Below are 22,439 nucleotides of genomic sequence, written 5' to 3'. Positions count from 1 at the left end.
TCACGCGTGAACGCCAGCGGCCGTGCGCGGGCGTCATCGGCCTGGCCCGGGATCCCTCGTGCCCCCGTCCCCGGCATCCGTAAACACGGAAAAATGGCGTCAATATTATTTAATAAAGTCCTAAATCAGGACGAGATAGCTTTTCAGGTTGAAATTCTTGATTTCATCCTTTCCTGCCCTTCATATGGGGTGATGATGGTGCGATGAGCGGCGACGAGAGCGGCCGGGTCAGACGAGGGCCGCCCCCGATCACTCGGCCGCGAATCCCCCCGGGACCGCTGCGCGAGCTCAAGGATCTGCTGTACGAGCTGTACGTGGAGGCCGGCGCGCCCTCCCCCGGCACGATCGCCGCCACGATCCTCGCCGACGACGGCCTCACCGCCGCTCCGGAGGCCGAGACCGTGCACCGCCTGCTGGCCTCGTCCCGGCCCCCGCCCGGCCAGGCCGACCTGACCGCCGTCGTCACCGTCCTGGCCCGCCTGGCCGGGCGGGACCCGGGCACGACGGCCGGACGGGCTCGCGAGTTGTGGGCGCGCAGTCGCCAGACCCTCGCCGCCGGGGTGCCGGTCAGCTCGCTGACCGACCCGTTCGCGCTCGGGGTGCACCCGTCGATCGACCCGGGAGCCGGAGGTGCCGGCCCACCGGGGCTGCCCGCCTACGTGCCGCGCCGCCACGACGAGGACATCGTCGCCCTGGTACGGCGGGCCGTGGCCGGGCACAGCGGCATGGCGATGCTGGTCGGCGACTCCTGCACCGGCAAGACACGGACCTGCTGGGAGGCCGTACGGCTGCTGCCCGGCGGGTGGCGACTGTGGAGGCCGGCCGATCCGGTCCGTCCCGAGGCGACCGCCGACGCCCTGGCCCTCGTCGTACCGAGGACCGTCGTGTGGCTCGACGAGTCGCAGTTCCACCTGCTCACCCCCGACGGGCGGGGGGAGCGGGTCGCCTCCGCCCTGCGGACCCTGCTGCGCGACCCGGAACGCGGACCCGTCCTGGTGCTGGGCACGATCTGGCCGGAGTACTGGGCCGCCCTGACAGCCGTCCCCGACGGCCCCGCCGACCCCGCCGATCCCAGCTGTCCCTCCGGCCACGCCGCCCCCCTTTCCGGTCGTGCCGTCCCCGCCGCGGACGATCCCGTCACGGACGGCTTCACCCGTGAGCCCGGCCGCACCCCCGCCGACCCCCACGCCAGGGCGCGGGCGCTGCTGACCGGCACCGCCGTCCACGTTCCCAGCCGCTTCCCCGGACGCTCCCTGGCGGCGGTACGCGCGTCCGGGAGACACGATCCGCGGCTGGCGCGCGCGTACACCGAGGCCCGTGACGGCCGGATCGCCCAGTACCTCGCCGGCGCGCCCGCCCTGGTGGAGCGCTACCGCGACGCGCCCGCGCCGGTCAGGGCCCTGATCGAGGCGGCCGTGGACTCACGGCGCGCGGGTCACGGCCCGGTTCTGCCCGACGCCCTGCTCAGGGCCGCCGCACCCGGCTACCTGACAGGTCCCGAGCGCGAGCCGCTGCCCGAGGACTGGTTCGACCGGGCCGTGGCCCACGCCTGCGCGCCCCATCGAGGGGTCGGCGGCCCTCTCGCCCCGGCCCGGTCCCTTCCCGGCGTACCGGCCCGCTACCGGCTGGCCGACCACCTGGAGCAGTTCGGCCGCACCGTCCGCCGCACGCGTCCCGTTCCCGCGTTCGTGTGGGACGCGCTGATCCCGCACTGCGCGCCCGGGGACCACCTGCCCGTCGCCGTACAGGCCCACGCCCGGGGCCTGCACCGTCACGCCCTGCGGCTGTACGGGGTGGCCACCGTCGCGGGAGATCCGGAGGCGCCACGGTACGCGATCGCCCTGCTGACGGAGGCGGGCCGGGCCGGCGAGACGCTCGCCTGGCTGCGGGCCCACGACGGGCTGGACGACGCCCGCGTCCTCCGACGGATCGCCCCCCTGCTGCACGACGTCAGGCACCACGAGGAGGTGATCGCCGCCTACCGGCGCGCCGCGGAGGCCGGGGACGCCGACGCGCTCCGAGAGGTGATCGCCCTGCTGGTGGAGGCGGGACGGATCGGCGAGGCCGTCGCCCGGACGCGGGACCCCGCCGCCGACGCCGGCCTGCTCGGCTGGACGGCGGCCCTGCTGGACCGGGCGGGCCACCCCGAGCAGGCCCTCGACGTCTACCGGCGATCGGCCGGGGTCGGGAACCTCGACGATCCGGGATGGCTGGCGTCCCTGCTGCACAGGACGGGCCGCCGGCGGGAGGCGATCGCCGCCTACCTGCGCGCCGCCGGGGCGGGTGACCGGAACGCCCACGAACAGGCCGTCGCCCTGCTGGTGGAGGCGGGACGCACCGACGAGGCGATCGCCCGTACACGGGATCTCGCCGAGGGCGGCGATCGCCGCGCCCTGGGGCAGGCGGTCCGGCTGCTGGCGGAGGCGGGCCGGGCCGAAGAGGCCGTCACCTGGCTGCGGACCCGTGCCGAGCACGGCGACCACCGCGCCACCTCGGAGCTGGTCGAGCTGCTCGGACGGGAGGGGCGTACCGAGGAGGCGGTCGGCTGGCTGACCGGCCGGGCGCGGAACGGGGACACCTACGCCTACTGGCGGGCGGTCGGCCTCCTGCGGCAGACCGGGCAGACGGACCGCGCGATCGCCTGGCTCCGTGCCCGCGCGCGGACCGGCGACAGCCTCGCGCTCCAGCAGACGGCCCGGTTGCTGCGGCACACCGGCCGGACCGAGGAGGCCGTGACCTGGCTGGCCGAGCGCGCCAGGGACGGCGACCGGCACGCCGCCGAGCTGGTGCCCTCCTTCCTGAGCGAGGCGGGACGGACCACGGAGGCGATCGCCGCCCACAGGCGTGCCGCCGAGGCGGGGAACGCCGGCGCCCACTGGCCGATGGCCGTCCTGCTCCACGGTCAGGGCCGGTGGGAGGAGGCACTGGCCGCCTACCGCCGCGCCGCCGAGACCGGCCACGTCGGTGAAGGCTGGGGAATGGTCGAACTGCTGGAGCGGACGGGCCGGACCGGCGAGGCCCTGGCCGCCTACCGCCGCGCCGCGGAGGCCGGGAACACCGACGCCGGCTGGCGGATGATCGAGGTGCTCCAGCGGGCGGGCCGGACCGGGGAGGCCGTCACCTGGCTGCGCTCCCGCGCCGAGAGCGGCGACGAGGACGCCCTGTGGAAGGCGGTCGAGCTGCTCCAGGAGTCCGGGCGGACCGAGGAGGCCGTCATCTGGCTGCGCGACCGTGCCCGCGACGGCGACCGCGACGCCCTCGGGCGGCTCACCGCGCTGCTCCACCAGGCGGGCCGGGCCGGGGAGGCCGTCACCTGGCTGCGCTCCCGCGCCGAGGACGGCGACGGAGCGGCCCTGTGGCACGCGGTGGACCTGATGCGCGAGACGGGCCGCGCGGAGGAGGCGATCACCTGGCTGGACGCGCGTACCGAGGCGGGCGACCTGGAGGCCCTGACCTGGTCGGCTGTCCTGCTGTGCGAGCTCGGCCGCCCGGACGAGGCGGTCCTCGTCCACCTGCGCGCCGCCGAACTGGGAGTGCCCGGCGCCCTCCGGCAGGCGACACGCCTGCTGGAGCAACTGGGCCGGACCGGCGAGGCCGAACGACTCCGGCGATACGGGATCACCCCCGGCGGGACATGACACCGGGCGCTGTACCCGCTCGACGACTCGGGCCGCGGGGGTGTCATCGCGGGACGACATGATCGGCCGTGATGACGTCGGCCAGCAGCGGCAGCTCGCTGCCCAGCACGTCGGTGAGCGGGCGGGCCCGCAGGATCCGGTAGTGCTCGACGAGCCGTTCGGTCGCGACGGTCGTGGTCGTCTCCAAGACGGCCCTCAGGCTGTCCTGAGAGGTGAGCCCGGGGCAGGTCCAGCGGAACTCCTCACCGTCGGTGTGGACCACCAGTCCGTAGTAGACCGACACCGCCACCCGGCCGGAGGCCAGCTCATGGACATCGGCCGCGATGTCGTGACGGGCCAGCGCGGCGACCAGTTCCTCGGCCCGGCCCAGGGCTGCGGGCCGGTGCGCCTCGTCGCGCATGGGGATCGACGGCGCGGCGGCGTGCGCATGGGAAGGAAGTCCGCCGCCGCGCCTGCTCATGGGTGTCTCACCCTGCCGCGGGGCCGCGTTCATGCCGCGATCTCCTGTCGGTAGGGCTCGTACCGTCCGGGCGGAGAGGTGTCCCGGAGATGACTCCGGCCGGGGGCGACGGCGAGCCCCGGCCGGAGGACCCGATGCCGGTGCTCGGACGGGACCGGCAGCAGGGTGAGCGGTGGCCGGCCAACCGGGTGAAGGGCGTGGGCCACGGTACGGGCTCGTCGTCGGGTGAGGGGGTCGCGGGCGAGGGTCAGGCGGAGCGCGCGGTCGGCCCGTGTCTCGACCGGCCGGTACGGACGGACGCCGCCGGACATTGCCGGGCGCCGGGTGTCCGTACGTCCGGCGGGCCGGGTGCGCGACGGCGCCGCCTCGGGGTCGGTGTGGCGGGATGCGGGTACGGGCGTCGACCGCGCGCTGACCTCGTGGGCGGGTTCGAACGTCGGCAGGGTCCGGCCGAGGCCGAGCCGACGGCGCGCGTCGAGACGCTCGGCCATCAGCTCGCCGGACGGCTGCGCGTACTCGTGATCGGCGGCCTGGCCGGGGCAGCCGTGCGCGTAGGGAGCGTGCCCACAGACGGCACACCCCATCGGCAGAGGCGGCGCGTCTCTGAAGCAGTAGCAATCGGTCGGCGTAGAACGGTCGAGAACCGGAGCATTAAAGTTGTTCATGGGTCAGGAGAGCCTTCCTGATCAAGGATCCGTCCGGACGTCGCAAGCGCCGGACGGGTCCGTCTTTATGTGGCGGCCACCCTGTTAGTGAAGTCGTGCGCGCTCCGTAGCGGGAGGTGGAGAATGGCGGAGAACAACCCGGAGACATGAAGTCTCCGGGTACTCCGATCGGGTGGTGCAGCGGTGACCCGGCAACAGCGACCAGAGTGGGCCGCGCGACTACAGGCCCAGCGGGAAGCACACGGCTGGAACAAATGCGCGATGGCGCGTCAGCTCATCCGTGCCGCTGGTTATGATCATGGATCTGTCGATTCTCTGGCTCGGCAGATCCGAGACTGGGAGAGGGGAAAGCATTTTCCCCGTGACTGGACCACCGCCTACGCAACAGCCTTCGATGTTACTGAAGATGATCTTTTCGGTGCGAAGGAGCCGACGCGGCAAGGCATCTTGGGAATCGAACCCGGGGTGATCGACCTCGCTCCTTACCCTTCCCGCCAAGGCCCCGTAGCCCCGGAGCTCGTCACGTACTTCCTGGAGCAGCTTCCCGGCCACTACAAGGCCGACATGTGGCTCGGCCCTCGCCACCTGATCCTGACCGTCACGACTCAGGCGCAGCTCATCAAGGAACTCGCTCACGCGGCCGACGCACCGGTGCGTCGCGACTTATTGGGCGCTGGTGTCGCATATACGGCATTACTTGGTTGGCTTTACCAAGATGCCGGTGACACCGATCAAGCGAGGACCTGGCGGACCATCGCCTTGGATATGGCCCACCGTTCTCATGATCCACAACTCATCAGCTATGCCCTCACGAACAAGGCGATGCTCGCGATCGACCTGGAAGACGGCCGTACCGTCGTTGACTATGCCGAAGCCGCTTCGATCGATGAAAGCAAGCTGTGTCCGAAGGTACGGATACTCGCCCTGGTTCACCAAGCGCATGGCCATTCGATGCTGCCGGCCAGGGACAAGAAACTGGTGGACCGGCTGCTGGATCAAGCGGCCCAGCTCGTGGATCGGGTCGATGACGACCACCCCTGGGGCAACGCCTGCCGACGCACGCTGGGGTACGTCCATGTCCAGCGGGCGACCGCCTATCTGCGGCTGGGTGCTTATCGAGAGGCAGTCGCACTCTGGGACGAGCTTCTCGGCACCGCGCCGGAGTCGGCCCGGCGCGACAACGGTGTGTTCTGGGCACGACAGGCGGGTGCTCTGGCCGCGATCCCTGAGCCCGAGCGAGTGGTTCAGATCGCATCCATTACCGCGTCGATCGTCGATGGCACCGGATCGGTGAGACTACGTCAGGAGTTCAAGGCCATTGCGCGCCGAGCGGCCGCCTGGGCGGACACCGTGCCCGGCCGGGAGTTGACTGAGATCATTTCCAGGTTCGCCTGATCTACTGGAGACGCCGATGACCCCTCAGCCGCTGTCCGAAGCGGAGATCGCCGCCCGCCTGGCCGAGGTGCCGGGGTGGGAGCGTGAGGATCACGCGATCGCCCGTACCTTCAAGCACACCTATCACGAGTGCGTACATCTGGCCGCGTACGTCGCGGCCAAGGCGCGCGAGGTCGGACACCACCCCGACGTCCACATCACGTGGCAGCGGATCCGGTTCGTCATCACCACTCACGACGCCGGGAACCGTCTCACGGCCAAGGACTTCGAGCTCGCCCGCCACATCGATGCGATCGCCACCGGCCACGGTGCCGAAGCGGTCTGATCGTACGCGACCTATGATCACCGATATGCCCGAAGTGACCATGCGGCCGTCCGCGCGCATCCTGTTGGTCGACGGTGAGGATCGAATCCTGCTCTATCGCGGGCTGAGGATGACGGACGCGGCCGAGCACTCGTGGTTCACCCCGGGCGGCGGCATCAACGACGGCGAGTCCCTGAACCACGCCGCGGCGCGAGAGCTGCGCGAGGAGACCGGGCACTCGGTGCGGCCCGAGGAGCTCGGGAACGTCGTGGCCGCCGCCGAGGGGCACTGGCGTCACCCCGACGGCCGGTTGTTCTTCTCCCGCGAGTCCTTCTTCTTCCTGCACGGCCGGGAACTGGAGGTCGACGACTCCGGCATGGAGGACCACGAGCGGTCGCTGATCGACGGTTTCCGCTGGTGGTCCCTGCCCGAGCTGCGCGCCACCGACGAGCAGGTGATCCCGTTCGGCCTGGTCGGCCTGCTGGAACGCCTGCTCGCCGGTGACATCCCCGACGAGCCCGTCACCCTCCCCTGGCACCATCCGGACCTTCTCGTCTAGAAAGCCCCGGCGACGCCTAGCGGGTCCCCGCGTACTCCAGTGGTGGTGCGATGGCCTGGGCGTCCACCCCCTCGCCCACCCACAGGCCGATCAGGAACGCGGCCGTCGCCTCCAGCAGGCCCGCGCGGGCGAGCCCTCCCCCGTCGAACGGCTCGCAGCCGAGGTCGCGCACCAGCCGTCGTACCGTGTCGAGGGCCGTCGCGTCGTCGCCGCAGAGCGGGACCGCCAGGGGTCGGCCGTCGAAGACGGGCGGGGTCATGCGCCACACGCTCTCGTGACAGAGGTTGAACGCCTTGACGACGCGCGCGCCGGGTGCGGCGGCCGCGACGCGTTCGGCCGCGGAGGGACCGCCCCGGGTCTCCAGGACGAAGCCCGGCCCCACCGGGTTCGTGCAGTCGATCAGCGTTCGTCCCTCCAGCGCGCCGGAGAGCCCGGACACCACGCCGTCCGCGGCCGCGTGGGGCACCGCGAGCAGCACGGCGTCGGTGCCGTGCGCGACCGCCTCCGGAAGGGTGCCCGCCAGGCCGCCGATCCTGCCAGCCAGCGCGGTCGCGCGACCGGCGTCCCGCCCTCCCACGAGTACGGCGTGTCCGGCGCGCGCCCACCGTTCGCCCAGCGCGTTCGCCATGCCACCCGTACCGAGAATTCCGATCCTCATCCCGTTCACGCTCCCTTGGATGTCCTTGCTGCCGGATTCAGGACGACATTAGGGAACCGCTCGGGCACCATTCGGTACGTGACCGTTCAGCAGATGTTCCTCGCCGACTGCCGTGCCCGGCTCGCCTTCGACCTGCTCGCCAACACCTGGAACTCCGTGGTGGTGTGGGCGCTGCGCGACGGTCCCTCCCGGCCGGGACGGCTGCGGGAGCGGATCGGCGGCATCAGTCCCAAGGTCCTCACCGAGACGCTGCGGCGGCTCGAGTTCAACGGCCTCGTACGGCGCAGCGCGCACCCCGGCTCACCACCGCGTGTCGAGTACGAGCTCACCCCGCTGGGGCGGACGCTGCTGGAGCCGATCGAGGCGTTCGGCGGGTGGGCCTTCGAGCACGGGGACGAGGTCATGGCGGCCCAGGAACGCGCGGAGGCGACCGCGGGACGCGGGCACGACGGCTGACGAGGACGGCCGCGCCGGGGCCCGTACCCGGAAAACAGGCCGGGGGATCCGCGGCTCCCCCGACTTTCGCCGGCGAGGCTCAGCTCAGCCTGGTGTCCGCGTACGCGACCATGGCGTCACGCATGTACGCGGCCAGCCCCTCGGCGATCCGTTCGTAGTTCACCCTGAACAGCTCCTCGTCGACCTGCATCCGCCCCAGGTGCGCGTACTCCGCCGCGGTCGGCGTCCAGAAGCGGGTCGTCTCCCGGTAGTGGACGTCGAGCTCGGCGAGGACCGCGGGGTCGTCGACGGGCGTGCCGGCCGTCATGAGCTCGGCCAGCCGCACCATCGCCGCCGTCGCCTCCCGCCCCATGCGGTCGATCTCCTCCGGGGTCGCGGTGTCCAGCAGCTCCTGCTGCCCGGCCCGCTCCCAGTGCCCCGGCCAGCGCTCACGAGCCTCCGCGCCGTACCGCGCCCCGTCGAACCCCTCGAACAGGTTCTCCGGTCTGTTGATCTTGGACATGCCTCCCCTTTCCGTGCTCTCCTGAAGTTCGGTGATGGTGCGCTCCACCACGCGGACCACCGCGTCCAGCCGGTCGCGCTCCCCCAGCAGTCGCCGGTGGTGCTCGCGCAGCGCGGCCACGGGGTCGGTCTGCCGGTCGACGATCTCCCTGATCTCGGTGAGACCGAGGTCGAGCCGCCGCAGGAGGAGGATCTGCTGCAACCGCAGCAGCTGAGCCTCCTCGTAGTGGCGGTAACCGTTCCCGCCGACCCGGGCGGGCGCCAGCAGCCCGATCTCGTCGTAGTGGCGCAGGGTCCTGGACGTCACTCCCGACATCCGCGCCACCTGTGCGATCGACCACGCCATGGCCTGCCCGTCCGTTCCCCTCATCACCGTGCCGGATCTTCCGGCCTGTTCACGACGGTAGATGTTGACGCGACGGCAGAGTCAAGCCGGATCGAACGGCCGGCGCCGGGGGCTGGAGCCGTCGCCGAGATGTCGAGCGGCCACACGTCACGTGATGCTCGTTCGTCCGCCCGTCGACCGCGGTTGCGGAGCTCCTGGCGAACCGCGCTCGGCCACCGCCCGCCGTCGTGGACGGAAGCTACTTGACGTACGACGTCAAGTAGTCGATGCTCGGCCATACTACTTGACGACGAACGTCAAGTAAGGGAGGGACCATGACCACCTGGACGGAGGCGCGCGACGCGCTCGCGGACGATCTGGAGAGGCTCGTCGGCAACCGGCTGCTCGACCCGCTCGATATCCTCTTCGGCACGGCGGACCTGATGCGGGACCGGCTGGCGTCGCAGGCCCGCGCATGGGCCGGGACGCTGCTGGGCCCGGACGACCAGGCCGCGGCGTACACCGCGATCCGCCTGGTGAGCGCCCTGTACCCCGGGGACGCCCCGTTCGACCCGCCGACCGGGTGGTGGGGCACCCCCTTCGGCCAGGCCGTGCTCCTGCGGGCGGGGCATCCCAGCGCCGCCGTCGCCGTCCCCGTGGCCGTGGCCGCGGACATGCTCGGCATCACCCGCCAGGGCGTTCACGACCTGGCCAGCCGCGGCAAGCTCGAACGCCTTCCTCCCGGCATCACCGTCGCCTCCGTCCGCGCCCGGCTCGCCGCCCGCGCGCCGGTCATCACCAGGGAAGATCACACATGACCAGCGAACACACCGCCCCCGGCGGCCTTCTCCCCCTGGGAGACGGGCCGGCCGTCAGCCGTCTCGGCTACGGGGCCATGCAGCTTCCCGGCCTCGGCGCCTGGGGGCCGCCCCGGGACCCGGTGGCGGCCCGCGCCGTCCTGCGCCGGGCGGCCGAGCTCGGCGTCACCCACATCGACACCAGCGACTTCTACGGCCCGCACGTGGCCAACGACCTCATCCGCGAGGCCCTCCACCCCTATCCCGACGACCTGGTGATCGCCACCAAGGTGGGGGTCGTCCGGGACGAATGGCGCGGCTGGAACGCGGCCGCCACACCGGCCGACCTGCGCGACCAGGTCGAGGAGAACCTCTCCCGGCTCGGCCGGGCCCGCCTCGACCTGGTCTACCTGCGGGTCGGCGGCGACGGCATGCTCTTCCCCGACGACACCCCCTTCGCGGAGTCCTTCGCCACGCTCGCCGAGCTGCGCAAGCGCGGCCTCATCCGGCACCTCGGGCTCAGCGGGGTCACCGTCGCCCAGCTCGCCGAGGCCCGTGAGCTGGCCCCCGTGACCGCGGTGCAGAACCGCTTCCACCTCCTCGACCGGGGCTGCTCCGACGTCCTGGCCGCCTGTGAGGAGCACCGGATCGCCTTCGTCCCGTACTTCCCCCTCGCCGCGGGCATGCTCAGGCCCGGCCTCGACACGTCACAGGCCCCGCCCGGCATGGCCCCCACCCCGGAGCAGGAACGGACCGTGGACGACATCGCCGGACGTCACGGCGCGAGCCGCGCCCAGGTGATGCTCGCGTGGCTGCTGGCCCGCTCCCCGGTCACCTTCGCCATCCCGGGGACCTCCTCCGTCGCCCACCTGGAGGAGAACGTCGCCGCGACCGGGCTGCGGCTGAGCGAGGACGACATCGCCGGGCTGGACGAGCTCGCCTGACTCCTCAGGGCGGTCCGGCGGGGGCGGCCCGTCATCCGGGAGACGGGCCGCCCCGCACGCCGGGGTCGTCCACCAGGCCGGCCTCGTGCGCGAGGAGCACCGCGTTGGCCCGGTTGGCCAGCCCGAGCTTGGCCAGCAGCCGGGAGACGTAGCTCTTGACCGTCGTCTCGGACAGGAAGCGGTCCTCGGCGATCTCCCGGTTCGTCAGGCCCCGCCCGACCAGGCCCAGCAGGTGGCGCTCCCGGTCGTTCAGCACGGCGATCCTGCCGAGCGCGGCCTCCCTGCCGTCCGCCGCGCGGGCCGACCGCTCCAGCAGGTGTCGCGCGGCCACGGGCGACAGTACGCTGTGCCCGCCCGCGACCACCTTGACCAGACCGAGCAGGTCCTCGGGGGGTGTCGTCTTCACCAGGAAGCCGACCGCGCCCGCCTCCAGCGCCTCCAGCACGTGGTCGTCCGAGTCGAAGGTGGTCAGTGCCACGACGGCGGGCGGGCGGGACAGCCTGTTGATCTCCCTGGTGGCGGTGACACCGTCGACACCGGGCATCCTGATGTCCATCAGCACCACGTCGGGGCGGCCGCGCAGCACCTCCTCGACGGCCTCGGCCCCGTCGTGCGCCGCGCCGACGATGTCGATCTCGGCGGACGACCCCAGGATGGTCCGCAGATGACCGAGGACCATCGGGTCGTCGTCGACGAGCAGGACTCTGATCACCGTCGCCGCGCCGGTGCCGCCGGGCCGGTCGCCACCGCCGACACCGGCATGGCCGATGCCGTCGGCCCGGCCACTGCCGTCGCCATGGTCGCTGCCGTCGCCATGGTCGCCGACGTCGGTCAGGCCGGTGTCTTCCGGCGGCCCGGCCCGCCGGGGGGTGGTCATGTCCCAAGCGTATATATCCGCGCCGGGCGCGCCGAGAGGCCGGAAGAAGTTCCGCCGCCCGCACCGGGCTCACGGCGGAGGCGAGCGCACGAAGGCCATCGCTCGAAGGCCATCGCACGAAGGCCATCGCTCGAACGGGAACCCACGACGGGCGCGAGCGCGTGAAAACCCATCCCTCACACGGGAACTCGCAGGGGACACGAGCGCGGAAACTCGCGGCCCGCGTGAGGACTCACGGCGGGGACGGGGCCGGGGAGGCCGATCCCTCGCGCTCGTGGTGCTCCTCGGTGGGGACGAGCGCCGGTAGGTCCGCCGTGACCAGGTACCCGCCCTGCTCGGTGGGCCCGCTCCGCAGGGTGCCGCCGAGCAGGGACACCCGGCGCCGCAGGCCCGCCAGCCCCGCACCCGATCCGCTGGCCACCAGCGACGGATCGGCGGGCCCGGTGGGCGCGGTGTTGAGGATCTCGATGCGCACCGCCTCGGGACTGTGACGCAGGTCGACGCTCACCCGGGCCCCCGGGGCGTGTTTGCGGACGTTGGTCAGCGCCTCCTGCACCACCCGGTACGCGGCACGGGAGATCACCGGGGACGCCGTACCGGGATCGCCTCCGACGCGCAGCGACGCCCCGGCGGAGCCGGTCAGCTCGGCCAGGTCCCCTCCCCTGTCGTCCGTGCTCCGCGCCGTCCGGCGGCAGTCCCCGTCACACCCCGGACGGCGGCAGCCCCCGTCACAGGCTCCCCCTGCCGGTGCGGCCCGCTCGCCGCTCCGCATGACGCCGATGAGGTCCCGCAGTTCGACCATGGTCCGGGAGCCGAGGTCCCCGATCCGTCCCGCCGCCGCCCTGACGGCCTCGTCGTCGGTCGACGTCCGCAGGGCTCCGGCGTGCAGGACGATCTCGGTGACGTGATGGGTGACGACGTCGTGCATCTCGGCGGCCAGGTGCTGGCGTTCGGCCACGATGGCCCGCTCGTTGAGCAGATGCCGTTCGCGTTCGGCGATCTCGACCCGCTCGCGCAGCGAGCTCAGCAGGCTCGCCCGCGCCCGCACGTACATCGCGATCACGGCGGGCAGCACGGCGTAGACCACACCGGCGTAGAGGCCGGTCCAGGTCGGTGCCCACGGCTGGACGTTCAGCAGCACCAGCGCGCCGACGCAGGCGAACGCCGTGGGCGTGGCCCGCAGGTAGACCAGGATCCACACCGCGACGGGCGTCGCCAGTGGCACCGAGCCCGCGAAGAGCGGGTCGGTGGAGATCAGCAACCCGGGGGCGGCCAGATCGGCGACCCGTGCGATCACCGCGCCGAGGACGACGAGGACACCGACCGTCCGCGGACGGCTCAGCGCGAACAGCAGGAGCCCGTCGACGACGAGGTTGAACACCAGTTCCGCCGCCGGTCCCAGCGCTCCGGACGTCCGCTGCCCCCCGGCGTGGAGCAGCACCTGCAGGCACGCGTAGGCCACGATGATGATGAACACCACGACATGTCCCGCCCACCCGGCACCGCGGCCGCCGGCGAGTGTCGATCGTGCTGTCATGACCGCGCACCTTCCCCGCCAGGAGATGCCGTCACCCCGTCGCGAAGCCGGAAACCGGGCCGGCGAACACGTGCGGCCGGGAACCGCGCCGGCGAACACGCAACCTCGGCGACGTACGACGCAACTCGGTTGCGGGACGTACAGGGATGTCGATGAATAGATTGTCCATTGTCCGTACGGAATCCGGAAATTCAACGGCGTCGACGCCCCCGGCGTCCGTCTGCGATCGCGCACAGGTCGATTCACCGCCCTCATCGTCGCGAAACACCTTCCCAAAGGACATCGAATGTCGAAGAACGCGCCTTTCCCCGATCCCGTCCCGTCCACCACCGCCGTTTCGGCTCCGACCGGCGACAGGCCGAAGCCGAAACGACGGCTGTGGGCACCGATCGTCTCCCTGCTGTTGCTCTCCCCGTTCGTGGCGGAGTTGCTGCTCGGCGACATCGCGCTGACCGCCGTGGGCGTCGTGGTGGTCCTCGTCCCGCTGTACGGCTGCGGGGCGCTGCTCATCCGCGAACTGGCGCGGCGCACCGGCCGGGGCTGGCCTGCCATCGCGTTGCTGGCGGGGGCCTTCGGCGTGCTGGAGGAGGGCTTCGCCACGATGTCCTTGTTCAACCCGGACTTCGCCGGCTACCGCCTGCTCGACGAGGCGCCCCTGCCCTTCCTGGGCATGGGGGCGCACTGGACGGTCTACGTGCTGTCGCTGCACGTCATCTGGAGCATCTGCACGCCAATCGCACTCGCCGAGACCCTGTTCCCGGACCGGGCACGGGTGCCGTGGCTGCGTACCCGCGGCCTGGTGGTCACCTCGGTGGTGTTCCTGCTCACCGTCGCGCTCTACTGGGCCGGGACGTTCTACACGGCGGGTGCGGGGGCCGGGGTGCCGGTGTTCCGTCCCTCCGCGTCCCAGATGATCGCGACCGCGGTGACGGCCGTGGTGCTCGTCCTCGCCGCGTTCGCCGTCCGGCCGCGCGCCGTGCCGTCCCGCACGCCCGGCTCCGCCCCGTCCCCCCTGCCCGGCTTCGTCCCGTCACCCGTGCTCGTCCTCGCCGGTTCGCTGGTGGTGACGAGCGTCGTCCGGCAGAGCGCCGAGCAGCTGAGCGGCTGGGTGAGCGTCGTCGTCTGCCTGACGGTCGAGGTCGCGGCGGTGGCCGCGCTCCGGTGGTACGGCCGCCGGCGAGAGTGGGGACCGGCGCACGTCTTCGCCGCCGCGTCGGGGGCCGTCGTCGCCTACGCGTGGTCGAGCTTCTTCCTGACACCCATCGCCGGTACGACCGATCCGGTCGTCGCCCGCACCGGCAACATACTGTTCGCGCTGGTCGCCGTCGTGATCCTCGCCCTCGCCGCGCGGCGCCTCCGCGGGGCCACGACGGCCCGGCCGTGACCTCGGGACGAGGAAGGGAGAGGCCGGAGGCACTCAAGCCTCCGGCCTCTCCCCTCCTTTCACCGCGTGAGCAGCGGCAGGGCCGGGAAGGCGTGGTCCCGCCACAGCAGCCGCGAGGTCTCCTCCGGGTAGGCGGCGACCGTCGACGGCGTGTCGAAGAGCCGCGCGAGACGGTGGCCGGTGTCGTACGCGGGCCAGCCCGGGTCGCCGTGAGCGGCGAACGCCGTCCACGCCCCGCGGACCAGCGCGGACAGCTCCTCCGCCTCCGGGGAGGGCGGGTCGCCGATCAGTGCGGCGGTCTGCCCGCTGCCCAGGTTGCCGAAGACGAGCGGCACGTCCAGGCCGTGGCAGGCGCCGAGGACACCGCCCAGTCCCGGGGCGGGCCAGGTCAGCTCGTACAGGTGGGCCCGGCCGCCGCCCGCGAGCTGCGCGTCGGCGAGGTGGAGGCTCGGCATGCGGAACAACCAGTCCCCGTTGACCAGCTCGTACAGTTCCTCGTCGGTCGCGGCGGGGAACGCCTCCCGGTACCGGTGCGCGCCGTCCGCGCCGGGGGCGAGCACGCGCAGGGCGGTCTCGGCCTGCTCGCGCGTGACCTGGCCGAGCACGCCGTCGATCAGGCTGAACAGCCGGTGCTCGTCACGGGTGTGCCCGACGAGAAGCGCCACGTCCCGGGCGGCGCCGCCAGCCAGCGCCCGCCAGGGGGTCTCCGGCAGGACGTCACCGTCGACGACCGGTGCGAACGGGATCGGCCGGTGGGTGATCTGCCCCCAGCGCTCCCGTCGCCGGGCCGTCCCGGCGAAGATCGCGTCACCCGCGGCGAGCAACCGGGCCGGAGTCACCGCCGACAGGCCCGGCACCGTGGGCCGTACTCCCAGCTCGGCGCCGATGTCGGCCGCGATGTCGGCGGCCAGCTCGGGGGAGAAGAACGTCCCCGGCACGCTCTGCGCGACCGCCCGGTGGAAGAGCCCGGCGGCGCGCGGCATGGCGAGCAGCGCGGCGACCGATCCGCCGCCCGCCGACTGCCCGAAGACCGTGACCCGGTCCGGGTCACCGCCGAACGCGCGGATGTTGTCGCGCACCCACCGCAGGGCCGCGACCTGGTCGAGCAGCCCCCGGTTGGCCGGGGCCCCGTCGATCCGCGCGAACCCCTCGACGCCGAGGCGGTAGTTGAGGGTCACGACCACGACCCCGCTCCCGGCCAGGTGCGCGCCGTCGTACTCCGGGAGAGCGGCGTCGCCCATGGCGTAGCCGCCGCCGGGGATCCACACCATCACCGGGAGCCCCGACGCCGGATCCGGTTCCGGTGTCCAGACGTTGACCGTCAGCCAGCCGTCGCCGGCGTCGTCCTGGGACGCCCCGAGCACACCGGACTGCGGGGGCGGCGGGCCGTAGGCGACCGCCGGGCGCACCCCGTCCCAGCCGCGCGCCGGTCGCGGCGCGGCGAAACGCAGGGGGCCGACCGGCGGCTCGGCGTACGGGATGCCGCGGAAGACCGCCAGGCCCGCCTCCCGGCCACCGCGCAGGACACCGGCCTCGGTGCGGACCTCCGGCCCGGACTCGAACTCCGGCCCGGACTCGAACGACTCACTGGATGCAGTTGCGGCCATTTCACGGTTTCCTTCCCGTTCCGGCTCGACCGAGCATCCCAGCGCGCGCCGTCCACGGGCAAAGCATTTAAAAGGCGGCCCACACGGGCCCGAAAGTCCCACCTATCACGTGTGAATGCCTTCCTGAAACGATTCCCCCGCACGCCGCATTTCTCCCTCGGGGACCGTCCGGCCCTTGTCCCGCGACCTGCGGGAAAACAGCGGATCGTGACGAGGACACCGGTCTTCCGCTTCTCGAGCGGACCGATCGTCGTGCTCGGCCGATCGGGACCGTGGTCAGAACCACGTACGCGACGGCACACCGGAAAATCCGGTCCCGGCGGAGCGGGAAGGGGCTCGGTGGAGACCCGACAAAGGCGGTGCGGGAAATGTCGGGCGGCCGGGGCCGCCGTCGCCGCACGATGGGGGCATGGACGACACGACCCTGGTATCCCGCTTCCTCCGCGACGGCTTCGTGAAGCTGGAGGGCGCCGTCGCGCCGCGCGTGGCCGCGGACTGCGCGCGGCTGCTGTGGCGGGAGACGGGCTGCGACCCGGACGATCCGGCGACGTGGACGAAGCCCGTGCACTGGGTGCCCGGCCTGGCGCAGGGGCCGTTCGCCGCCGCACCGAACTCCCCGTTCCTGCACCACGCGTACGACCTGCTCGTCGGCGCGGGACGCTGGGAGCCGCGCTACTCGCTGGGCACGTTCCCGCTGCGTTTCCCGCACGAGGAGGAGCCGAACGACGCGGGCTGGCACATCGAGGGGAGCTATCTGCCGGAGGGCGAGAGCTGGTACTTCACGAATCTGAGCTCCAAGGGCCGGGCGCTGCTGATGCTGTTCCTGTTCAGCGAGGTCGGTGAACAGGACGCCCCGACCCGGATCCGGGTCGGCTCACACCTCGACGTACCGAAGGTGCTGGAGAAGTACGGGGAGGACGGGGCGAGCGGGCTGGTCCTCGCGCCCGATCTGGTGGCGGCGTCCGACCACCGGCCGCTCGCCCTCGCCACCGGCTCCCCCGGCGACGTCTTCCTGTGCCATCCGTTCCTGGTGCACGCGGCGCAGCCGCACCACGGGGTACGGCCGCGCTTCATGGCCCAGCCGCCGCTGATGCCGGCCGCGCCGTACGAGCTGGAGCGGGCCGACGGCGCGTACTCGGCCGTGGAGATCGCGATCCGCCGGGGCCTGGGACAGGACACCCCCGGCCCGGACGGCGACCGCACCGACCACACCGACGGCACCGACGGCACCGACGGCACCGACCGCGACGCCGGGTAGACCTGCCGGCCGTCGGGTGCGACCGGCCCGTCCGCCCGACGCCGCGAACGTGCCCGCGTCCGCGGCGAGAAGGGCACCCCGCCTCGGAGAACGCCCCCTTAACCCCACCGCACGACCTCCCCCGATCACAGCGCTAGCGTGGTGGTCGCCGAGGGGAAGGGGGGCCGGGGCATGCTGGAACGGCTGAACCAGGCCATGGAGCACATCGAGTGCCATCTCGACCAGGCCCTCGAGGTGGAGGAGCTGGCGCGCATCGCGGCCACCTCGGAGTACCACCTGCGCAGGATGTTCTCCGCGCTCGCGGGCATGCCGCTGTCGGAGTACATCCGGCGCCGCCGGCTCACCCTCGCGGGCGCCGAGGTCCTCGCGGGACGCGAGACGCTGCTGGAGATCGCGGTGCGCTACGGCTACGGCTCCGGTGAGGCGTTCGCGCGGGCGTTCCGTGCCATGCACGGCATCGGACCGGGCGAGGCGCGGCGTACCGGCGCCGTGCTCAGCTCCCAGTCGCGGATGGCCTTCCGCCTCGTCGTCGAGGGCAGCAGCAGCATGCGGTACCGCGTCGTGGACAAGGCGGACTTCACCGTCGTCGGGCTCAGGACCCGGATACCGCTGGTGCACGCGGGACCGAACCAGGCGATCATCGACTTCGTCCGCGGGATCGACCCGCGGACCCTGGAGCGCCTGGAGAAGCTGTCGGACCAGGAGCCGTACGGCATCGTCGCGATCTGCGACGACCTGGACCCCAGCCGCGCCGAGGGCACCGACCTCGACTACCACCAGGGCGTGATCACCTCCATGGCGGCTCCGGAGGGCACGACCACGCTGGCCGTCCCGGCCGGCACCTGGGCGGTCTTCACCGTCTCCGGGCCGGTGCCGCGGGCCATCCAGGAACTGTGGCGGGACGTGTTCACCGAGTGGTTCCCGTCGAACCCGTACCGCACCCGCACCGGCCCTGAGATCCTGCGCACCCGCCTGTCGCCGGACAGGACCGAGGCCGACGCCGAGCTGTGGCTCCCGGTGGAGCCCGAACACGGCTGAGCGGAACGGCACGCCTATCATCGGCAGGGCGTCCGCACCGGCCGTCGCTCAGGAGACGGTCCGACGGGACAGGCCGCGTCGCGGCGGGAGATTTCTCCGGAGCCGTGTCGATCGGCGGGCCGCTCGTTCGACGTGTGGGAGCGAGGACCGAGAGGCGGCCCCGCCGGACGAGGAGAACACGATGTCGAAATACCTGCTGATCATGCGGGGCACCGACGAGACGAACGCGGCCATGATGGCCGATCTCGACGAGATGATGTCCAGGACCCACCGGTTCATCGAGGACATGATGAAGGCCGGGGTCCTCGTCGCGGCCGAGGGGCTGGACGACCCTGGCCAGGGTGCCGTGGTCGACTTCGGCGGCGAGGCTCCGGTGGTCACGGACGGGCCCTACGGCGAGACCAGGGAACTGTTCGGCGGCTACTTCATGCTCGACGTCGCCACGAGGCAGGAGGCCGTCGAGTGGGCCAAGCGGGTCCCGGTGGTCCGCGGGTCCAAGATCGAGGTCCGGCGGGTGGCTGAGGCCGACGAGGCCCCGCAGAGCGGCGAGAGCGACGGCCGGACCTGATGGGCACGGCCAGACGGCCCGACCTGACGGGGACGGCCCGACGGCCGGACCTGATGGGGACGGCCCGACGGCCGGACCTGATGGGGACGGCCGACGTCGAGGCCGTCTGGCGGATCGAGTCCGCCCGGATCGTCGCCGCGCTGACCCGGTTCACCGGCGATTTCGGGCTGGCCGAGGACGCGGCCCAGGAGGCGGTGGCCGAGGCGCTGGTGTCGTGGCCGCGCGCCTCCCCGGCCAATCCGGCCGGCTGGCTGATGGCCACGGCCCGGCGGCGGGCGATCGACGCGATCCGCCGCCGGACCGCCCTCCAGGACCGGTACGCCCTGCTGGCGGCCGACCCCGCGAACGAGCAGGACATCGACCCCGACGGGATCGACGACGACGTCCTGGCGCTGATGTTCGTCAGCTGCCACCCGGTGCTCTCCCGCGAGGCCCGGGTGGCGCTGACCCTGCGCGTGGTCGGCGGCCTGTCCAGCGAGGAGATCGCCCGCGCGTTCCTGGTCCCCGTACCGACCGTGCAGGCCCGCATCACCCGGGGCAAGAAGACGATCGCGGCGGCCGGGGTGCCGTTCGAGCTGCCCCCGGTCGGCGAACGCCGGGAACGGCTGGGCGGCGTGCTCAGCGTCCTCTACGTGATCTTCACCGAGGGGTCGACGGCCACGTCGGGCGACCGGCTGCTGCGCCCCGACGTCGCGTACGAGGCGATCCGGCTGGCCCGCACGCTGGCCGCGCTGCAGCCGGACGAGCCGGAGGTGCACGGCCTGCTCGCGTTGTGCGAGCTGACGGCCGCGCGCTTCCCGGCCAGGACCGGCCCGGACGGCACACCGATCCTGCTCGGGGACCAGGACCGGCGGCTGTGGGACCTCCCGGCGATCCGCCGGGGGCTGGCCGCGCTGGCCAGGGCGTCATCGGCCCGCGGCCTCGGCCCCTACGGCCTGCAGGCCGCGATCGCCGCCGTCCACGCGTCGGCCCCCTCGGCCGAGGAGACCGACTGGGACCGGATCGTGCTGCTCTACGAGGTGCTCGGCCGGGTCGCGCCCTCGCCGGTGGTCGAGCTCAACCGTGCCGTCGCCGTGGCCATGACCTCGGGTCCGGCGCGGGCCCTGGCCATCGTGGACGAGCTGATCGCCTCGAACCGGCTCCCCGGCTCACATCTGGTCCCGACCGTACGCGGGGAGCTGCTGGCCCGCCTCGACCGGCGACCGGAGGCGCGCGCCGAGCTGGAGTTGGCCGCCCGGCTGTGCGCCAACCGGCGCGAACGCTCGGTGCTGCTCCGCAAGGCGGCCGCGCTGGACTGACTGCCCCGGCGCGGGGGACAGCCCTTGCTGCCCTCGGCGAGCAAGGGACATCAGCGAGCGTTGCAACGGGCAAGGTGCCCTCCAGCGCGGCCTCACGGATCCGGTCGGCCTCGGGATCCGTGTCGAGCATCGCCTCACACCACCAACGACGCAGGACCGTCTCCGCCTGATCCAGATGTGCTGTGCCGAGTTCCCGGTAGAACGCCATCCGCCGGCCACCTTGCAGGGCCTCAGCGATCCCGTCAACGGTGCGCGGCACCCGGGGCTCCCGGGGAGCGTGCAGAACGAGCCCCGCCTGATCAACGAGTTGTCGAGCAAGAGCCATGACCAAACCGCCCTTTGAACAGCTGACTCCGTTGCTGTACGGACACGAAAAAGGCCCTCCGGGATAATCCCGGAGGGCCTTTGACCTGGGAGCCGCCTTGGGGAATCGAACCCCAGACCCCTTCATTACGAGTCAACGGCACGTCCCAGGTCGGCGGCCTCACGTCCTGATCAGACGGTAGATACGGGTCGGTGGCGTGTGATCGTGTAAGGCGGTGTTGCTGTACAGGATTGCTGTACAGCACTCCTCGCGGGCTGCGGCACGGCCGCTCGATCACCGCTCGCTGTGCAGAATCTCCATGGCTTGAAGCACGTCGGTGACGACATGATCCGCGCTGTGGTCATGGCCGGCCCAAGTGCCTCGGTCGATCCAGATGGTACGTAGTCCGGCTGCCTGTCCTCCGCCGATGTCGGCGACGAGGTTGTCACCGACCATCCATCCCCCGCCTTCGAGAGTCATACCGCAGCGTTGAGCCGCGACCTCGAACAGCCTGATGTCGGGCTTACGGATGCCTTCCAGTCCTGAGAGCGCGTAGGCGTCGACGGCCTCGGCCAGTCCGGTCCGGTGGATCTTGCCGAGCTGGTTGTCCGCGGTGCCGTTAGTGACGATCGCCACCTTCCAGCCCGACGCGCGGAGTCGAGACAGTCCGTCCATCACCTCGGGTCGACAGTGGACGAGGTAGGGCATGCGTTGGCGGTAGCGATTCCACAACCCGTCGACCGGCTCGGGCAAGGTGAAGCGGTCACGAACCTTGGTGAAGAAGACCTCACGATGTGGGTAGCCGGCCCGGTCAAGAGAAAGCAACCAGTCAGCCGCCTCATGCTCCAAGTCGTATTCCTCGGCAAACTCCTCGGCCCATACCTGGAACGCCTCATCCAGGTTGACGAGTGTGTTGTCCAGGTCGAAGAGCGCAAGTCGCCGCACGACAACCCATTATGAGGAAACTTCTGGTCCTGGGATACTCACATAGGGGGAGCGATTACCGTTTGGCGATGTTACCGCTTTGACCTGCTGGTACAGCACACGGAATGATTAACCTCTCTTGATCATTTCATACATGCTCTAGAAAGATGCAGTTACTTGGCATGTATCACATAGGACAGAGCACCTCGTAGGCTGGCGGCAGTGGGATGGGCAGGGCCATAGGCGGCCTCGGCGATGGCCAGCGCCCGCTCAAACAGCGGCACCGCCTCACCCGGCCGACCCAAAGCATGGAAGCTGCTCGCGAGGTTACCCAGCCCGATGGCGACGCTGGGGTGATCAAGGCCGCGGGCGGCCTCGGTGATGGCCAGCGCCCGCTCCAACAGGGGCACCGCCTCACCCGGCCGACCCAAAGCATGGAAGCTGCTCGCGAGGTTACCCAGCCGAATGGCGACGCTGGGGTGATCAGGGCCATAGGCGGCCTCGGTGATGGTCAGCGCCCGCTGCTCTAACGGCACCGCCTCACCCAGCCGATCCAGATCCCGGAAGCTGTTCGCGAGGTTACCCAACAAGGTGGCGACGGTGGGGTGATCGGGGCCATAGGCGGCCTCGGTGATGGCCAGCGCCCGCTCCAACAGCGGCACCGCCTCACCCGGCCAACCCAGATCCCGAAAGCTGACCGCGAGGTTACCCAGCCGAATGGCGACGTCGGGGTGATGAGGGCCATAGGCGGCCTCGGTGATGGCCAGCGCCCGCTGCTCCAGCGGCACCGCCTCACCCGGCCGCCCCAGATCCCGAAAGCTGCTCGCGAGGTTACCCAGCCCGATGGCGACGCTGGGGTGATCACGGCCATAGGCGGCCTCGGTGATGGCCAGCGCCCGCTCCAACAGCGGCACCGCCTCACCCGGCCGACCCAGATCCCGG

The 22,439-nt window shown here is 72.0% G+C and carries 21 protein-coding genes; 12 read left to right on the top strand and 9 right to left on the bottom strand.

Annotated features, from left to right (window positions below; translation table 11 throughout):
• Positions 1-203: 203 nt before the first annotated feature.
• Positions 204-3,638: a hypothetical protein gene (locus tag ACLQ2R_RS28960; protein ID WP_425963987.1), complete on the top strand. Its 3,435-nt coding sequence runs from the start codon at positions 204-206 to the stop codon at positions 3,636-3,638.
• Positions 3,639-3,681: 43 nt separating this feature from the next.
• On the opposite strand, the gene ACLQ2R_RS28955 is transcribed toward ACLQ2R_RS28960, so the two are convergent.
• Together ACLQ2R_RS28955 and ACLQ2R_RS28950 are read right to left on the bottom strand one after the other, a co-directional pair.
• The gene (locus ACLQ2R_RS28955) at positions 3,682-4,098 is read right to left on the bottom strand and encodes a hypothetical protein (protein ID WP_425963986.1); all 417 of its coding nucleotides are present in this window, start codon (positions 4,096-4,098) and stop codon (positions 3,682-3,684) included.
• A 29-nt stretch (positions 4,099-4,127) separates the two neighbouring features.
• Complete coding sequence (locus ACLQ2R_RS28950; protein WP_425963985.1) at positions 4,128-4,682, bottom strand: hypothetical protein; 555 nt, start codon at positions 4,680-4,682, stop codon at positions 4,128-4,130.
• Between the two features lie 342 nt (positions 4,683-5,024).
• Here ACLQ2R_RS28950 and ACLQ2R_RS28945 point away from each other — a divergent pair, with 342 nt between their 5' ends.
• The 3 genes from ACLQ2R_RS28945 to ACLQ2R_RS28935 are packed head-to-tail and all read left to right on the top strand — an operon-like array spanning position 5,025 to position 7,021.
• Positions 5,025-6,158: a hypothetical protein gene (locus ACLQ2R_RS28945; RefSeq protein WP_425963984.1), complete on the top strand. Its 1,134-nt coding sequence runs from the start codon at positions 5,025-5,027 to the stop codon at positions 6,156-6,158.
• A 16-nt stretch (positions 6,159-6,174) separates the two neighbouring features.
• Positions 6,175-6,483, top strand: a complete 309-nt coding sequence (locus ACLQ2R_RS28940; protein ID WP_425963983.1) for a 4a-hydroxytetrahydrobiopterin dehydratase — start codon at positions 6,175-6,177, stop codon at positions 6,481-6,483.
• 25 nt (positions 6,484-6,508) lie between these two features.
• Positions 6,509-7,021, top strand: coding sequence for an NUDIX hydrolase (locus ACLQ2R_RS28935; protein WP_425963982.1), 513 nt, complete (start codon positions 6,509-6,511; stop codon positions 7,019-7,021).
• Between the two features lie 16 nt (positions 7,022-7,037).
• Here the strand turns inward: ACLQ2R_RS28935 and ACLQ2R_RS28930 are convergent, their stop codons facing one another.
• The gene (locus tag ACLQ2R_RS28930; protein ID WP_425963980.1) at positions 7,038-7,679 is read right to left on the bottom strand and encodes an NADPH-dependent F420 reductase; all 642 of its coding nucleotides are present in this window, start codon (positions 7,677-7,679) and stop codon (positions 7,038-7,040) included.
• A gap of 78 nt (positions 7,680-7,757) precedes the next feature.
• Here ACLQ2R_RS28930 and ACLQ2R_RS28925 point away from each other — a divergent pair, with 78 nt between their 5' ends.
• On the top strand, positions 7,758-8,135 hold the full coding sequence (locus ACLQ2R_RS28925; RefSeq protein WP_425963979.1) for a winged helix-turn-helix transcriptional regulator: 378 nt from the start codon (positions 7,758-7,760) through the stop codon (positions 8,133-8,135).
• A gap of 79 nt (positions 8,136-8,214) precedes the next feature.
• Here ACLQ2R_RS28925 and ACLQ2R_RS28920 read toward each other — a convergent pair whose 3' ends face one another.
• Complete coding sequence (locus ACLQ2R_RS28920; RefSeq protein WP_425964270.1) at positions 8,215-9,006, bottom strand: MerR family transcriptional regulator; 792 nt, start codon at positions 9,004-9,006, stop codon at positions 8,215-8,217.
• 290 nt (positions 9,007-9,296) lie between these two features.
• On the opposite strand from ACLQ2R_RS28920, the gene ACLQ2R_RS28915 reads away from it, so the two are divergent.
• Complete coding sequence (locus ACLQ2R_RS28915; RefSeq protein WP_425963978.1) at positions 9,297-9,779, top strand: hypothetical protein; 483 nt, start codon at positions 9,297-9,299, stop codon at positions 9,777-9,779.
• On the top strand, positions 9,776-10,702 hold the full coding sequence (locus tag ACLQ2R_RS28910; protein WP_425963977.1) for an oxidoreductase: 927 nt from the start codon (positions 9,776-9,778) through the stop codon (positions 10,700-10,702). The genes ACLQ2R_RS28915 and ACLQ2R_RS28910 overlap by 4 nt, the downstream gene beginning before the upstream one ends.
• Positions 10,703-10,733: 31 nt before the next feature.
• Here the strand turns inward: ACLQ2R_RS28910 and ACLQ2R_RS28905 are convergent, their stop codons facing one another.
• Both ACLQ2R_RS28905 and ACLQ2R_RS28900 read right to left on the bottom strand, forming a co-directional pair.
• The gene (locus ACLQ2R_RS28905; protein ID WP_425963975.1) at positions 10,734-11,579 is read right to left on the bottom strand and encodes a response regulator; all 846 of its coding nucleotides are present in this window, start codon (positions 11,577-11,579) and stop codon (positions 10,734-10,736) included.
• A gap of 232 nt (positions 11,580-11,811) precedes the next feature.
• Positions 11,812-13,116 (bottom strand): sensor histidine kinase, encoded by a 1,305-nt coding sequence (locus tag ACLQ2R_RS28900; RefSeq protein WP_425963974.1) that lies wholly within the window; start codon positions 13,114-13,116, stop codon positions 11,812-11,814.
• 286 nt (positions 13,117-13,402) lie between these two features.
• On the opposite strand from ACLQ2R_RS28900, the gene ACLQ2R_RS28895 reads away from it, so the two are divergent.
• Positions 13,403-14,500: a hypothetical protein gene (locus ACLQ2R_RS28895; protein WP_425963972.1), complete on the top strand. Its 1,098-nt coding sequence runs from the start codon at positions 13,403-13,405 to the stop codon at positions 14,498-14,500.
• A gap of 59 nt (positions 14,501-14,559) precedes the next feature.
• On the opposite strand, the gene ACLQ2R_RS28890 is transcribed toward ACLQ2R_RS28895, so the two are convergent.
• Positions 14,560-16,107, bottom strand: a complete 1,548-nt coding sequence (locus ACLQ2R_RS28890; protein ID WP_425963970.1) for a carboxylesterase/lipase family protein — start codon at positions 16,105-16,107, stop codon at positions 14,560-14,562.
• A 409-nt stretch (positions 16,108-16,516) separates the two neighbouring features.
• On the opposite strand from ACLQ2R_RS28890, the gene ACLQ2R_RS28885 reads away from it, so the two are divergent.
• The 4 genes from ACLQ2R_RS28885 (at position 16,517) to ACLQ2R_RS28870 (ending at position 20,269) form a co-directional block, all read left to right on the top strand.
• Complete coding sequence (locus ACLQ2R_RS28885; RefSeq protein ID WP_425963968.1) at positions 16,517-17,365, top strand: phytanoyl-CoA dioxygenase family protein; 849 nt, start codon at positions 16,517-16,519, stop codon at positions 17,363-17,365.
• 171 nt (positions 17,366-17,536) lie between these two features.
• The gene (locus tag ACLQ2R_RS28880) at positions 17,537-18,403 is read left to right on the top strand and encodes an AraC family transcriptional regulator (RefSeq protein WP_425963967.1); all 867 of its coding nucleotides are present in this window, start codon (positions 17,537-17,539) and stop codon (positions 18,401-18,403) included.
• A gap of 181 nt (positions 18,404-18,584) precedes the next feature.
• A complete protein-coding gene (locus ACLQ2R_RS28875) occupies positions 18,585-18,971 on the top strand; it encodes a YciI family protein (protein WP_425963966.1) in 387 nt (128 codons plus the stop codon).
• A 53-nt stretch (positions 18,972-19,024) separates the two neighbouring features.
• Positions 19,025-20,269: an RNA polymerase sigma factor gene (locus ACLQ2R_RS28870; protein WP_425963965.1), complete on the top strand. Its 1,245-nt coding sequence runs from the start codon at positions 19,025-19,027 to the stop codon at positions 20,267-20,269.
• Positions 20,270-20,867: 598 nt separating this feature from the next.
• Here ACLQ2R_RS28870 and ACLQ2R_RS28865 read toward each other — a convergent pair.
• Entirely contained in the window at positions 20,868-21,518 is a 651-nt protein-coding gene (locus tag ACLQ2R_RS28865) for an HAD family hydrolase (protein WP_425963964.1), read from the bottom strand.
• Between the two features lie 152 nt (positions 21,519-21,670).
• A partial coding sequence (locus ACLQ2R_RS28860; RefSeq protein WP_425963962.1) for a tetratricopeptide repeat protein occupies positions 21,671-22,439 on the bottom strand: 769 nt, incomplete at its 5' end.

This window comes from Streptosporangium sp. DT93, from assembly GCF_049844535.1.
In the GTDB taxonomy this organism is placed as follows: domain Bacteria; phylum Actinomycetota; class Actinomycetes; order Streptosporangiales; family Streptosporangiaceae; genus Streptosporangium.
This window is presented reverse-complemented; position numbering and strand designations above follow the sequence as displayed.